Here is a 14,845-nt window from a genome sequence, read left to right as displayed (position 1 = left end):
TATTACTCAATCATTTCCAATATTTTTCTGACCAATTTGTCTATCCCAATTTCAGCCTCAGATAAAGATTGAGCAAGCATATAAGCTGGCGTTGTAACAATTTTATTTTCAAAATCAACAACAATGCCATCGACCGTACACGCTATATGAACCCCTCCCATTTTTTCTATCTGTGCTACCGTTTCGGGATCATTACCTATAGTGACTTTTATCGGTTTATCTAATATTTTGGGAACCATAACGGGTGCAATACACATAAAACCCATTGGCTTACCTTTTAGGTGCATATTTTGCACAATACTTAAAAATTCTTTATTTATTTCACAATCAGATCCTTTAAATGCGAAATTACATAAATTTTTAGCTACGCCAAAACCGCCGGGAACAATCAATGCATCCAAAGTATTAACATCAACCTCAGATAATGGCTGAATATTACCTCTTGTTATACGGGCTGACTCTTCCATTATGTGACGGATTTCTTGTTTTTCCTTTCCATTAAGATGATTAATTACATGATGTTGTGACTCGTCAGGCGAAAAAAAAGATACTTTAGCGCCCAAACGGCTCAAAGAGAGCATAGTTAAAACAGATTCGTGGATTTCACTACCGTCATAGACCCCACATCCACTTAATATAACTGCAACAGATTTCATATTTCTCTCCATTTGTAGTAGATTAATGCTTAACCCCTTAGAGGGTTAAACACCAATCTTCATCACAGATTTTAATGAATCTTGTAACAAAAAATCTTATCTTTGCTATGTTGGTACTTGTATTCTGTGTGGAAGAATTCTTTAATTGCTCGCGCCTAAAATAAATCTTAGATAAGCGGGCAAACAAGTTTCCCTGGTGTTGGCGCAGTATTCGCGCACCCCAACTTCGGTTGGGGTTATTTTTTTGTAGCGTCCGCCAGCCAGTTTCTTAATGTTTCCGTATCATGTTTCCATTCCTGACTCAGCTCATCTACCCACTCCTGCACGTTATCCCACCATGCTGGTAAATCTGGTGACTGGATCTGCTGTGCTAATTGTTGTAAATGACGTAATCCGACAGAACCAACAGCGCCCTTGATTTTATGAGCCTCTTCCGTAATTCCTTTTTGATCCTTTGCTGTCATATTCGATTCCAGTAAGGCAAGGTAGTTCGGCATCATATTTTCAAAGATGGTCAGATTATCAGCTATCATCTTCGGGCCGACCAAGTCGATATACTGATTGAGCATCTCTAAATCGAGTAGTTCATCAATGAATGCTTCTCCCTTTTTCAAGGTCTTTGTCTCCGGTAACAGCGGTTCAGGTTCAGCCGATTTACCCCAGAATTTTTCCATTACGGCAGTCAATTCTTTAACAGAAAGAGGCTTATTGAGAACTTCATCCATGCCCGCCTCAAGATATTCTTTTTTGTCTTTCAAGACATTGGCAGTCAGAGCGATCAGAGGAGGGAGAGTGTGATTCTGGTAACGTTTATGCAATTCACGAGCAATATCCCATCCAGTCATATCCGGTAATTGGATATCAAGCAGCACCAAGTCATACTCATCGGGATCAAACATCGCCAGAGCATCACGACCATTCATGGCGACATCTACACTATTACCGAGTTTCTCCAGGACAGAACGGGCAACAATGACATTCAGCTCAATATCCTCAACCAATAAGATATTCAGCGCGGGTAACGGCAGTGAATCTTCCTCCTCCTCTCCTACAGCATTTTCATCAATCGCAGGGGCAATCACAGACAAGGTAAAACAAGATCCCACACCCACTGTACTCTTAACCGTAATATCACCTTCCATAGCTTGTGCAAGCCGTTTGGATACAGCAAGACCGATCCCAGTCCCCGTGGCCGGACGTCCGCCAGCACTGTCTCTCACCTGATAATACATGGCGAAGATTTTTTCTAGCTCATCAGAGGGAATACCAATACCAGAATCAGTGACTTCAAACAGCAGGCGATCTTCTTTTTCACACCAGATACGCACTCTGATTTCACCTTTCTGGGTAAATTTCACGGCATTGCCAATTAAATTCCACAGAATTTGGCGCAAGCGAGTACCATCAGCCAATATTTTGGCAGGTAATGGCAATTCTGGCTCTAAAACAAACCGAATTCCTTTCGGTTGTGCCAACAATCCAGACAAATTCTCCAAATCAGCCATAAAACCGGTAAAATCAATCGGCTGAGTGTCAAGTTGGATCTTACGGCGCTCAATTTTATCTAACTCAATAATATCATTAAAGATATTACCCAGAGTTATCGCACTGACATGGATTGTTTTCAGATAGTTGCACTGTTCAAGTGTCAGATTCGTATCCATCAGGATACGGCTTAAGCCAACAATGCCATTTAAAGGCGTACGAAGCTCATGGCTAATCGTAGAGATAAAGGTAGTCTTATCCCTGCTGGCATTCTCCAACGCGTCCTGATAGCGTTTACGCTCCGTTATATCGCGTCCGAATCCCATCAGACCATGACGTCTACCGATACGATCATAAAAAGGAACTTTTCTCAGCTCAAAACACGCTTTTCGTCCATCAGGATAAACCAGCCATTGTTCATAGGTCAGCGAGACATTATGACGAAAAACTTTTTCATCCGTTTCCATCACCTTGCTGGCAATTTCCTTGTCGTAAACATCTATCGGCGTCAGACCAATCAGTTGTTTTTCGCTTTTGCCTGTCAACAGTTCCATCGCACGGTTACAGCCAGAAAACTCATTATCTTCATTGCGGTAATAAACTAGATCAGGTGAAGCATCAAGGAATGAACGCAACAGAACCGATTGCTGTTCAAGCTCAATCTGTGTTTTTTCACGGTACTCCATTTCTAATTTCAATTTGTCCAGCAATACCAGATGTGCTTTTTCTGCTTTTTCCCTTTCTCTGATTTCTTGATTTAATTGGGTAATATTGTCTTTTAGCTGCTGATTCAATATTGCATCACGTTGACGCATTTCCTCCAGTTTTGCCACAAAACTGGATAAGCGTTGACGGGACTCTTCAAGTTGCTCCACGACAATAGAGAGAAAATAAACCGCCCACGGCGTAATTAATAAACCAAAAAAAATGGAACGGATTAAATCGATACGTTGTACTTCCCCATGCAAGACGAATGTCACTGCCATTTGCATTGCCATTGCCAAGATCACCAGAACAGATGCCAGTAGTAACGAAAAGCGTACTAATCCCAGTTTCATCATTAAATCAACGTAATATTGGGCAAGCCCCCTGATCAGCTTCATAACAACTCCAAGTAAAATCACCAGATTGAATCATAACTTAAATAAAGCCCAACTTCGTTAAGGGATATTATTCTTAATCCATTAAAAGAATAAAAAATCAAAAAAACAGAATATTAAATCAAACCCGATTTTAGTTACTTATAAAAGAATAAAAATCAATCAATCATTTACTCTTAACGAACACAAAATACACAATAAAATGCCAATAAAATCAATAAATATAGATTAATATTCTAAAAAAGTCATTTTATAAGCATATTTAAAATACATACTATGGATAAATTAGTGATATAACTCACATCATTTCTAAGTCATGATCTGAGTCACATAATAAGGCAGTAACAATATTTTTATTTTAATTCAAAATGATATGTATTTTTCAATTACATAAAACACGATCTAGCATTATTTGACCTGTTTTATTTTTCTCGCTAAGTTGGGAATTCACTGAAAATTACCTGTTGGTTATTTCTCCAACTCATATTTATGCAGTGGCCTTATACAAAAACACAATATCATTTCGCTCTGCTGTTTTTACTAACGGTTATGACTGACAACGGGTTATTACCGGTAAAACTAAAACAAACAAATGGTATTTGACTGAGGGCGCAATTCAGACGTCTGTAGCAATAATAATCTATATCATCTCGTGAGTGATGTAAGAGTCGGACAGAACTTGGGAGCTTTACCATGTTGTATGACAAATTACAGGAAAAAGATAACTGTGGCTTTGGATTAATCGCACATATTGAAGGAGAGCCAAGCCACAAGGTTGTGCGCACAGCAATACATGCACTTGCCAGGATGCAACATCGGGGAGCAATTCTGGCAGATGGAAAAACGGGTGACGGTTGTGGCTTATTAATGCAAAAACCTGACCGGTTTTTCCAGATGATTGCCAATGAACAATCATGGCGACTGGCAAAGAACTACGCTGTCGGTATGTTGTTTTTGAGCCAGGATAGCCAGATAGCCCAATCATGCCGCGATATTATCGAACAAGAATTAGAAAATGAAACGCTGTCCATTGCCGGATGGCGAGAAGTCCCTATAAATCGCGATATTCTAGGCAACATCGCACTGTCAAGCCTTCCCCGCATTGAACAAATTTTTGTTAATGCCCCTGCCGGATGGCGATCACAGGATTTAGAACGTCGTCTATTCATTGCCCGTCGCCGTATAGAGAAACGCATTACCGATGACGATTTTTATATTTGCAGCCTCTCCAATCTGGTCACGATTTACAAAGGGCTATGTATGGCGGCTGATCTGCCTCGATTCTACTCGGATTTGGCAGATTTACGTATGGAGTCAGCGATCTGCCTGTTCCATCAGCGGTTTTCAACTAATACCGTCCCTCGCTGGCCATTAGCACAGCCGTTTCGTTATCTGGCTCATAATGGTGAAATCAACACGATCACCGGAAACCGCGAATGGGCCAAAGCGAGAGCCTATAAATTCCGTACGCCTTTGATCCCTGACTTACACACTGCGGCTCCTTTTGTCAACGAAACGGGTTCAGACTCCAGTTCACTGGATAATATGCTGGAACTATTTCTCAACGGCGGTATGGATTTGATCCGTGCAATGCGCTTGCTGGTTCCTCCCGCATGGCAGAACAACCCGGATATGGATGACGATCTGCGGGCTTTCTTCGACTTTAATTCCATGCATATGGAACCGTGGGATGGGCCGGCTGGTATCGTTATTTCTGACGGGCGCTATGCTGCCTGTAACCTCGACCGCAACGGCTTACGGCCAGCACGTTATGTTATTACGAAGGATAAACTGATCACCTGTGCTTCAGAAGTCGGGATCTGGGAGTACCAACCCGATGAAGTCGTAGAAAAAGGACGTATCGGTCCAGGTGAATTAATGGTAATCGATACCCGGAAAGGCCGAATTCTTCATTCTGCCGAAACCGATAACGATTTGAAAAGCCGCCATCCTTATAAAGAATGGCTGGAAAAGAATGTCAGGCACCTGATTCCTTTCGAAAAATTACCAGAAGAACAAGTTGGTACACGGGATTTGGATGATCACATGTTGGCAACCTATCACAAACAGTTTGCTTACAGTAATGAAGAGCTGGATCAAATCATCCGCGTACTCGGCGAGAATGGCCAGGAAGCAACAGGTTCAATGGGGGATGATACACCATTTGCCGTACTTTCCAGCCACCCACGCATAATCTATGACTATTTCCGCCAGCAATTTGCTCAAGTGACCAATCCTCCCATCGATCCGCTGCGTGAAGCACATGTTATGTCGCTGTCCACTCGCATAGGCCGGGAGATGAACGTCTTTTGTGAAGCTGAAGGACAGGCCCACCGCCTGAGTTTCGAATCCCCGGTACTGCTCTATTCCGATTTTGTGCAACTGACAACACAGCAAAGCTCTTATTATCGCGCAGAAACATTAGATTTAACGTTTAACCCACAAGAAACTAATCTCAAGACCGCAGTTTCAACCCTGTGCGAACAAGCGGAAAAACGTGTCCGTAATGGTGCGGTATTGCTGGTCTTATCCGATCGTAATATTTCTCCAGAAAGATTACCTATCCCTGCCCCAATGGCAGTTGGTGCCATCCAACACTGTTTGGTGGAAAAAAGTTTGCGCTGTGATGCCAACCTGATAGTCGAAACTGCCAGTGCCCGCGATCCACACCATTTTGCGGTATTGCTTGGCTTTGGTGCTACCGCTGTTTACCCTTATTTGGCATATGAATCATTGGGCAAAATGGTCGATGATGGCACAATCAATACCCCATATGCCCGTGTGATGCTGAATTATCGCAATGGTATCAATAAAGGGTTATATAAGATTATGTCCAAGATGGGCATCTCCACGATTTCGTCCTATCGCTGTTCTAAGTTGTTTGAGGCCGTCGGCTTACATTCTGAAATAACAGATCTCTGCTTCAATGGAGTCGTCAGCCGGATTGAAGGGGCTGATTTCAACGATTTTGAACAAGATTTGCGTAACCTTTCCAGACGGGCGTGGCTGCACCGCCATACGATCGATCAAGGTGGATTACTGAAATATGTCCACAATGGGGAATATCACGCTTATAACCCTGATGTCGTGAGTACCTTACAAGCGGCCGTTCACAGCGGCAAGTACAGTGATTACCAGAAGTACTCACAATTGGTCAACGGCCGCCCTATCACAACACTACGCGACCTGCTGGCAATATCGCCAAAAGGAGAGCCGATTCCCATTGAAGAAGTCGAACCCGCCGAAGCGCTGTTCAAACGTTTTGACACCGCAGCGATGTCAATTGGTGCGCTAAGCCCTGAAGCACATGAAGCACTGGCTGAAGCAATGAATACACTGGGTGGTTTCTCCAATTCCGGCGAAGGTGGAGAAGATCCTGCTCGCTATGGTACGAAAAAAGTTTCCCGGATTAAGCAAGTTGCCTCCGGGCGTTTTGGCGTCACTCCCGCTTATTTAAGCAGTGCCGATGTCATTCAAATTAAAGTTGCTCAGGGAGCAAAACCCGGTGAAGGCGGACAATTACCGGGAGATAAGGTGACACCATACATCGCCAGACTACGTTATTCGATTCCTGGTGTGACATTGATTTCGCCACCCCCGCATCACGATATTTATTCTATCGAAGATTTGGCCCAGTTAATTTTTGATCTGAAACAGGTCAATCCTAATGCCCTAATTTCTGTGAAATTAGTTTCAGAGCCGGGTGTAGGAACCATCGCTACCGGAGTAGCAAAAGCCTATGCCGATTTAATCACCATCGCCGGCTATGACGGAGGAACAGGGGCAAGCCCTCTGTCTTCTGTGAAATATGCCGGTTGTCCGTGGGAACTCGGCTTAGTAGAAACTCAGCAAGCGCTGGTTGCTAATGGCCTGCGCCATAAAATTCGTCTTCAGGTTGACGGCGGGTTAAAAACAGGTGTGGACATTATCAAAGCCGCTATTTTAGGTGCAGAAAGTTTTGGTTTTGGTACAGGACCAATGGTTGCGCTCGGCTGTAAGTATCTGAGAATTTGCCATCTCAATAACTGTGCAACCGGAGTAGCAACACAAGATGAGAAATTGCGTCAGTCTCATTATCACGGGCTGCCTGAACGGGTAATTCATTATTTCCGCTTTATCGCCCAGGAAACACGTGAAATTCTGGCTCAACTGGGAATGCGCAAATTAACAGATTTGATTGGCCGTACAGATTTGCTTGAAATACTGGAAGGTATCTCTGCCAAACAAAGCAAACTCAATCTTGAACCTTTATTGGAAACAGCACAGCCTCATGAAGGCAAAGCCCAGTATTGCACTGAAGATAACCCTTCCTTTGATCAGGGCGAGCTCAATAAAGCTATTATCAATCAGGCCCTGCCTTTTGTAAAAAAGGCGCAGAGTAAAAAATTCTATTTTGATATTCAGAATACTGACCGCTCTGTCGGGGCATCACTGTCTGGTGCGATTGCCGCAATACATGGTGATCAGGGACTGGCAGGTAACCCAATAAAATTACATTTTACAGGAACAGCCGGACAAAGTTTTGGAGTCTGGAACGCAGGCGGAGTTGAATTGACATTAACCGGTGATGCCAATGATTACGTCGGCAAGGGCATGGCAGGTGGACAGATTGTTATTTTGCCTCCGGTAGGCTCTGCATTCAAAAGTCACGAAGCAACGATTATTGGCAATACCTGCCTTTATGGTGCAACTGGCGGAAAATTATTTGCCGCCGGATGTGCTGGTGAACGCTTTGCAGTAAGAAATTCAGGTGCCATCACCGTGGTTGAGGGTATCGGAGATAATGGCTGTGAATATATGACTGGTGGAATAGTCTGTGTTCTGGGTAACACAGGGGTCAACTTTGGTGCAGGTATGACAGGAGGATTCGCGTACGTTCTCGATGAATCTGATGATTTCCGCAAACGGGTTAACTCTGAATTAGTCGAAGTTCTCTCAATTGATACCCTCTCTATTCATAAAGAACACCTACGCGGATTAATCACCGAACATGTTCGCCTGACCGGCTCACAGCACGGTGAAAGTATTCTGGAAAACTGGTCACAATGGGTCAATAAATTCGCACTGGTTAAACCTAAGTCCAGTGATGTCAGTGCACTGTTGGGGCACCGCAGCCGCTCCTCCGCAGAATTGCGGATTCAGGCGCAGTAGGAGTTAAGAATGAGTCAAAATGTTTATCAATTTATCGATCTACAGCGTGTCGATCCCCCAAAAAAAGCATTGAAAATCAGAAAAATAGAATTTGTGGAAATTTATGAGCCTTTTTCTGAAATTCAGGCACAGGCGCAAGCAGATCGCTGCCTCGCATGTGGAAATCCGTATTGTGAGTGGAAATGCCCGGTACACAACTACATCCCGAACTGGCTAAAATTAGCCAATGAAGGCCGCATTATTGAAGCAGCAGAGCTATCCCATCAAACAAATAGCCTGCCGGAAGTTTGCGGGCGGGTTTGTCCACAGGATCGTCTTTGTGAAGGTGCCTGTACACTGAATGACGACTTTGGTGCCGTCACTATCGGTAATATTGAACGTTATATTAACGATACTGCTATTGCGATGGGTTGGAAACCCGATATGTCACACGTGAACACGACAGACAAACGAGTCGCCGTCATTGGAGCAGGTCCTGCTGGATTGGCATGTGCTGATGTTCTGACACGCAATGGTGTACAGGTTGTCGTTTACGATCGACATCCTGAAATCGGCGGATTGCTCACATTTGGTATTCCTGCGTTTAAACTGGAAAAAGAAGTCATGAGCCGGCGCAGAGAAATTTTTACCGAAATGGGTATCAAATTCTGTCTGAATACAGAGATAGGGAAAGATGTCACACTTGCTGAACTCACAGAGCAATTTGATGCCGTCTTTTTGGGGGTTGGAACTTATCAGTCCATACATGGTGGCCTGGAAAATGAAAATGCCGACGGGGTATATGATGCTCTGCCTTTTCTAATTGCCAATACCCGTCATTTAATGGGCTATGAAGAATTACCGGAACAACCCTATATTGATATGAAAGGTAAGCGGGTTCTGGTTCTAGGTGGTGGTGACACAGCAATGGACTGCGTACGTACTTCTGTTCGTCAGGGTGCAACCCATGTGATCTGTGCCTATCGGCGGGATGAAGACAACATGCCGGGTTCTCGCCGTGAAGTGAAAAATGCCCGGGAAGAAGGTGCTGAATTCCAATTCAACCTCCAACCAGTCAGCATTGAAGTCAATGATAAAGGCCATGTTCGAGGTGTCAGAGTAGCTAAAACACAATTAGGTGAAATGGATGAAAAAGGCCGTCGCCAGGCTGAAATCATTCCAGATTCAGAGTTTATCATTGAAGCTGATGCTGTGATTATGGCGTTTGGTTTCAAACCACATACGATGCAATGGCTGGATGAATATCAGGTCAACCTTGATCAACAAGGACGCATTATCGCCCCCGAATCCAGTGATTTTCCTTTCCAAACCAGCAACCCTAAAATTTTTGCTGGTGGAGATGCTGTCAGAGGTTCTGATTTAGTCGTCACTGCCATTGCTGAAGGCAGGGGAGCCGCCTCCGGCATTCTTGATTACCTTGAGGTTTAATTTTATTTTATCCTAAATTTTTCTCCGATCTTTTGATCGGAGAAAATCTTACAAAATAGACTCTCACTTATTTTTTATTATCATTCTAAAACCACCTCTTGTTGGATTTATTGATCGCTTTCATTTGATTGATGAATTCTATCAATAGATAGACAATTGATCGTCAATACCGATCAATTTATTGATCTTTTTTGATTCATCTGATACATTTTTTATGTATACAGAAAATTGTGCTCTAAAACCACCATCTCCTATGGAGGTAGTGATGGTTTCCCTTTTACTACCATGATTATTGTATTTTTTTATGTTATGCGACTATTCTTATATCCCAAAAGTAAATATTTGAATTTAATATCTTGGCCTATCTTAAAAATAGGTTTGATTTCTTTTTAAAAAAAGATTTCAGCATATACCTCCAGGATATAAAGAAGATATGAGGGATTAATGAAATAAGATGATGATTTATACGTAAATTACAGATTTGAAGTCTACTCTTTCAAGTAAACTAATTAAATAATAAACAATTTAAAATTAATTACATAATAGTAACCCCGAGAACTAAATGCGTTTACTAACTAAAATACCTCTGCTCTCTTTCATATTCTTAATTAGCTCCCCTTCGGTCGCTGGCTTATCCACCCCTACAGAAATCAGACAGCAAGTAAAAGAAAGGGGGGTGAATTCCATCGTTGCTGAAATAGGTGAGCAAGGTAAAAGGAATGAAATCGCTCATTATATTACAACTGGAAATCCTGAATGGGTAAAAATCGCTTTTGAATTAACTCCCAACATACATCAAGACTTTTCCAAACAGATTTTTAATTCCTTATCTTTTGCCCTGATTAATAATCCTGTTGAAGTTCTAACACTGGCAAACAAACGCAAACCTTCCTTATCAAGTGATATCTGTAATATTCCACCAACATTAATAGGTTTGGAAAATAAAGAGCAATTTGTTCGAAATGTAGCTAAAAGTTTAAACGCAGCCAAAAAATCAGCAAGCAGAAAGGATAAAGAAAATATAGAGATATGTCAGTGGGAGTTGAACCAATCTTACACTGAATATTTGTAATACAATGTTAATAGCTAATAAATACCACTAAAAATAAAGGAGATGAAAATCTCCTTTATTTTATCAGCTTATTAGCACTACAGGGTTTATGTGCCTATTTTACCACACGTAATGTCGGGCGGCCTTTTGGTGGTTGAGGTGGTTCATCATCTGGAGAATTATCATCACGCTGTGTTTTCATATCACGAATCAGCACCAGATTATCAGCCACCGGAGAATCGGAATCTTCCTGCCCAGATCCTGCTTCATAGGCTACTTCTGGCTCAAACATCATTCCGGCCCCATTTTCACGAGCATAAACTGCGATCACAGCAGACATAGGAACAGAAACCTGACGTGCTACCCCACCAAAACGAGCATTGAAGCGAACTTCGTCATTGGCTAATTCCAGATTACCAACCGCCCGTGGGGAAATATTCAGGATGATCTGCCCGTTCTGCGCATATTCCATCGGAACGCTTACCCCATATTGAGTAACATCCACAACAATATGCGGAGTCAAGTCATTATCCAGCAGCCACTCATAGTGTGCCCGCAGTAAATAAGGGCGGCGGGGAGATATTTGAGTCATACCCATACATTAACTCCGTGACTGTAAACGTATTTCACGCTCCGCTTCTGTCAAAGAAGCCAGAAACGCATCACGTTCAAATACACGTTGCATATAGACTTGAAGATCTTTGGCTCCCGGGCCAGATAACTCAACACCCAGTACAGGTAAACGCCACAACAGAGGAGAGAGATAACAGTCTACCAAACTGAATTCATCGCTCATGAAGAAAGGCATCTCTCTGAAAATAGGTGCTATTGCCAGCAACTCTTCAGCAAGCTGTTTCCGTGCAGCATTGGCTTCCTGCATATTCCCTTCCTGAATTTTGTACATTAGGGAATACCAGTCTTTTTCAATTCTGTGCATCATCAAACGACTGGAGCCACGTGCAACAGGGTATACAGGCATGAGCGGTGGATGTGGAAAACGCTCATCCAAATATTCCATTATGATGCGAGAATCATAAAGAGTCAGCTCACGATCAACAAGCGTAGGAACCGTCTGATACGGGTTCAGGTCAATAAGATCCTGCGGCAGATTACCTGCTTCAACGTGTTCTATTTCAACGCTGACCCCTTTTTCCGCCAGTACAATTCGCACTTGATGGCTAAAAATGTCGGTCGGGCCGGAAAACAGAGTCATTACCGAACGTTTGTTGGCAGCGACAGCCATGAAAACCTCCAAGTTTATCTAAAAAAAGGAACGAACAGCCCTTCAATGAACAATGGCTATTCTCGCTCATATTCTCATCCGGCTCGCACTTATTATCCGAGGATTATAGACAAATCAGGCAAACGCATGGATAAGGCAAAAAATTGTCACTAGTCTACCAGATTTTGAACATTTTGTGGGGAAGTAGATTAAGAATTAATGATGATATATCGGAGTTCAGAAATTTATCTCTGCAATGTGCTTTTTTTTTCCAGAAAAAAAGAGTAATTACAAAGGTAAGAAAACCCAAAGATAAAAAACCCGCCATAAAAATGGCGGGTTTTAACATTAATCCAATGCCACCATTGCGGCAAAAAATTAACGCTTGGAGAACTGTGGACGACGACGTGCTTTGCGCAGACCCACTTTTTTACGTTCAACTTCACGAGCATCGCGGGTAACGAAGCCAGCTTTGCGAAGATCAGAACGCAGAGTCTCGTCATAAGCCATCAGTGCACGGGTGATACCGTGACGGATTGCGCCTGCCTGACCAGAGATACCACCACCTTTAACAGTGATGTACAGATCCAGTTTGTCCAGCATGTCAACCAGCTCAAGTGGCTGACGAACAACCATGCGCGCAGTTTCACGACCGAAGTAAACTTCGAGGCTGCGTTGGTTGATTACGATGTTACCGCTACCTGGCTTAATGAAGACACGAGCGGAAGAGCTTTTGCGGCGACCAGTGCCGTAGTATTGATTTTCAGCCATTGCCTATAATCCCGATTAAATGTCCAGAACTTGTGGTTGCTGTGCCGCGTGGTTGTGCTCACTGCCCGCGTAAACTTTCAGTTTACGGTACATTGCACGACCCAGTGGCCCTTTTGGCAGCATGCCTTTAACCGCGATTTCAATGACACGCTCAGGACGGCGGGCAATCATCTCTTCAAAGGTCGCTTGCTTGATACCACCGATGTGGCCAGTGTGGTGATAATAGATTTTGTCAGCACGTTTGTTGCCAGTTACAGCAACTTTCTCTGCGTTAACAATAATGATGTAATCACCAGTATCAACGTGCGGAGTATATTCCGCTTTGTGCTTGCCGCGCAGGCGACGAGCTATTTCAGTTGCAAGACGGCCCAGAGTTTTGCCATCTGCGTCAACAACATACCAGTCGCGTTTTACGGTTTCTGGTTTAGCTGTAAAAGTTTTCATTAAAGCTTACCCAATTATAAGTTACACGTTGGTGAACGCTCGAGGTTCAGAAACTTTTTTGAGGTTCACACGACTCATGTCCAGCAAACCTACCCCTTCGAATAGCCTATGCCGGCACTAATGCAAGTTTTTCGGGAAATAAAAAATCCTGCTGTAACGTGGGGTCGCAAGATTATAGAGAAGTCGCTATAAAAAATCGACCCCAAATTCAATAATTATCTCGCCAGATAACGGTAATCCTGGCGAAATCTCTCTATAATTTCACCGAATATCAAGGCAGATGTGGACGCTGCAAATACTCCTCACTCTGCATTTCCTGTAAACGGGACAAGCAACGCTGGTATTCAAAACGGAGTAATTCTCCCTGATAAATCTCTTCCATTGGCGCTTCAGCATTGATGATCAATTTCACGTGACGTTCATAGAATTCATCGACCAATGCAATAAAACGCCGCGCAGCACTCTCATTCAATACCGTCATCACCGGTACGTCATGCAGCAAAACAGAGTGGTAGAGCTTAGACAAAGCAATATAGTCCAATTGGCTACGGGGTTCCTCACACAACGTTTTGAAATTGATTGCCAACACACCATCAACACTGTTAATCGCAGGCATCTTACGATGGTTAATCTCTAGTACCGGCGCTGGCTCACCTTCCCGCCCGGCCAGACGCAGGAAAACCTGATGCATTTCTTGGTGGGTACTTTCCGACAGTGGCGTCAAATAAAGATGTGCCTGAGTAAGTGTCCGCAATCGATAATCAATGCCGGCATCTACATTCATTACGTCACAATATTTCTTGATTTGTTCAATCGCTGGCAGGAAACGCGCGCGTTGTAACCCGTTCCGATACAGTTCATCTGGTGGGATATTTGATGTTGCCACCAGTGCAATTCCTCGTCTGAACAAAGCTTCTAACAATGTGCCGAGGATCATGGCATCCGTAATGTCAGAAACAAAAAATTCATCAAAGCAGAGTACATCCGTTTGTGCTTTGAAACCATCCGCCACAATTTCCAGAGGGTTTTCGTGCCCCTGTAGCTCAGTTAATTCTTCATGTACCCGCAGCATAAAACGGTGGAAATGGAGGCGTAATTTCCGTTCAGTAGGCAAACTCTGGAAAAACATATCCATCAACCATGTCTTTCCTCGTCCCACGCCTCCCCACATATAAAGCCCCTGAACCGGACGAATCAGCTCTGTTGATGAGCGCTTCAACAATTTACTCAATAGACTTTTCAATCTATTTGTTTTCACGCCATCTGAATTTAAGGTATTACTGGCAGAAAACTGCACGAGATCATGATAAATCATATCCAGACGGGCAACTGTATTATGTTGCACTTCATCAGGTTGATATTGACCATCAGACAGCGCAATTTGGTAAAGAGACGAAGGTGTAATCGGTGACATTAACGTGGTAATCCTTAAAAATTTTTTATTCCCGGTCTACATACCTTGGGTATAACTCACAACCTATCATGACAAATTCGTATAAAATTAACATCTCAGGTGATATATAAATTAATTAAATAA

General features: G+C 43.1%; 10 protein-coding genes. 3 read left to right on the top strand and 7 right to left on the bottom strand.

Annotated elements, in window-relative coordinates; translation table 11 throughout:
• Positions 1 to 2 precede the first annotated feature (2 nt).
• Together elbB and arcB are read right to left on the bottom strand one after the other, a co-directional pair.
• On the bottom strand, positions 3 to 656 hold the full coding sequence (gene elbB / locus ABLA85_RS07035; protein WP_367962572.1) for an isoprenoid biosynthesis glyoxalase ElbB: 654 nt from the start codon (positions 654 to 656) through the stop codon (positions 3 to 5).
• 236 nt (positions 657 to 892) lie between these two features.
• Positions 893 to 3,244 (bottom strand): aerobic respiration two-component sensor histidine kinase ArcB, encoded by a 2,352-nt coding sequence (gene arcB, locus ABLA85_RS07030; protein ID WP_367962571.1) that lies wholly within the window; start codon positions 3,242 to 3,244, stop codon positions 893 to 895.
• 690 nt (positions 3,245 to 3,934) lie between these two features.
• Between arcB and gltB the strand changes: the two genes are divergently transcribed.
• The 3 genes from gltB to ABLA85_RS07015 all read left to right on the top strand — a co-directional run bounded on the left by gltB (position 3,935) and on the right by ABLA85_RS07015 (position 10,892).
• Positions 3,935 to 8,392, top strand: a complete 4,458-nt coding sequence (gene gltB, locus ABLA85_RS07025; RefSeq protein WP_367962569.1) for a glutamate synthase large subunit — start codon at positions 3,935 to 3,937, stop codon at positions 8,390 to 8,392.
• A 9-nt stretch (positions 8,393 to 8,401) separates the two neighbouring features.
• Positions 8,402 to 9,820 carry a glutamate synthase small subunit gene (locus ABLA85_RS07020; RefSeq protein WP_367962567.1) on the top strand — a complete coding sequence of 473 codons (1,419 nt, stop codon included), beginning with the start codon at positions 8,402 to 8,404 and terminating at the stop codon, positions 9,818 to 9,820.
• Between the two features lie 562 nt (positions 9,821 to 10,382).
• Complete coding sequence (locus ABLA85_RS07015) at positions 10,383 to 10,892, top strand: hypothetical protein (protein ID WP_367962565.1); 510 nt, start codon at positions 10,383 to 10,385, stop codon at positions 10,890 to 10,892.
• 94 nt (positions 10,893 to 10,986) lie between these two features.
• Here the strand turns inward: ABLA85_RS07015 and sspB are convergent, their stop codons facing one another.
• From sspB to zapE, 5 genes are all read right to left on the bottom strand, one after another.
• Complete coding sequence (gene sspB / locus ABLA85_RS07010) at positions 10,987 to 11,469, bottom strand: ClpXP protease specificity-enhancing factor (protein WP_367962563.1); 483 nt, start codon at positions 11,467 to 11,469, stop codon at positions 10,987 to 10,989.
• 3 nt (positions 11,470 to 11,472) lie between these two features.
• On the bottom strand, positions 11,473 to 12,114 hold the full coding sequence (gene sspA / locus ABLA85_RS07005; protein ID WP_047686007.1) for a stringent starvation protein SspA: 642 nt from the start codon (positions 12,112 to 12,114) through the stop codon (positions 11,473 to 11,475).
• Between the two features lie 357 nt (positions 12,115 to 12,471).
• Positions 12,472 to 12,864 carry a 30S ribosomal protein S9 gene (gene rpsI, locus ABLA85_RS07000; protein WP_021323578.1) on the bottom strand — a complete coding sequence of 131 codons (393 nt, stop codon included), beginning with the start codon at positions 12,862 to 12,864 and terminating at the stop codon, positions 12,472 to 12,474.
• A 15-nt stretch (positions 12,865 to 12,879) separates the two neighbouring features.
• Positions 12,880 to 13,308: a 50S ribosomal protein L13 gene (gene rplM / locus ABLA85_RS06995; RefSeq protein ID WP_038259580.1), complete on the bottom strand. Its 429-nt coding sequence runs from the start codon at positions 13,306 to 13,308 to the stop codon at positions 12,880 to 12,882.
• Between the two features lie 271 nt (positions 13,309 to 13,579).
• Entirely contained in the window at positions 13,580 to 14,722 is a 1,143-nt protein-coding gene (gene zapE, locus ABLA85_RS06990) for a cell division protein ZapE (protein WP_367962562.1), read from the bottom strand.
• Positions 14,723 to 14,845 lie beyond the last annotated feature (123 nt).

It is taken from the genome of Xenorhabdus sp. SGI246, assembly GCF_040838225.1.
GTDB classification, from domain to species: domain Bacteria; phylum Pseudomonadota; class Gammaproteobacteria; order Enterobacterales; family Enterobacteriaceae; genus Xenorhabdus; species Xenorhabdus indica.
The sequence above is the reverse complement of the archived record's forward strand: the minus strand, read 5'-3'. Positions and strand labels throughout refer to the sequence as shown.

Bases quoted from the DNA above. Each gene is read 5' to 3' on its own strand.
- rplM (WP_038259580.1), bottom strand. From the start codon at position 13,308: ATGAAAACTTTTACAGCTAAACCAGAAACCGTAAAACGCGACTGGTAT.
- zapE (WP_367962562.1), bottom strand. From the start codon at position 14,722: ATGTCACCGATTACACCTTCGTCTCTTTACCAAATTGCGCTGTCTGAT.
- sspA (WP_047686007.1), bottom strand. From the start codon at position 12,114: ATGGCTGTCGCTGCCAACAAACGTTCGGTAATGACTCTGTTTTCCGGC.
- ABLA85_RS07020 (WP_367962567.1), top strand. From the start codon at position 8,402: ATGAGTCAAAATGTTTATCAATTTATCGATCTACAGCGTGTCGATCCC.
- rpsI (WP_021323578.1), bottom strand. From the start codon at position 12,864: ATGGCTGAAAATCAATACTACGGCACTGGTCGCCGCAAAAGCTCTTCC.
- elbB (WP_367962572.1), bottom strand. From the start codon at position 656: ATGAAATCTGTTGCAGTTATATTAAGTGGATGTGGGGTCTATGACGGT.
- gltB (WP_367962569.1), top strand. From the start codon at position 3,935: ATGTTGTATGACAAATTACAGGAAAAAGATAACTGTGGCTTTGGATTA.
- arcB (WP_367962571.1), bottom strand. From the start codon at position 3,244: ATGAAGCTGATCAGGGGGCTTGCCCAATATTACGTTGATTTAATGATG.
- ABLA85_RS07015 (WP_367962565.1), top strand. From the start codon at position 10,383: ATGCGTTTACTAACTAAAATACCTCTGCTCTCTTTCATATTCTTAATT.
- sspB (WP_367962563.1), bottom strand. From the start codon at position 11,469: ATGGGTATGACTCAAATATCTCCCCGCCGCCCTTATTTACTGCGGGCA.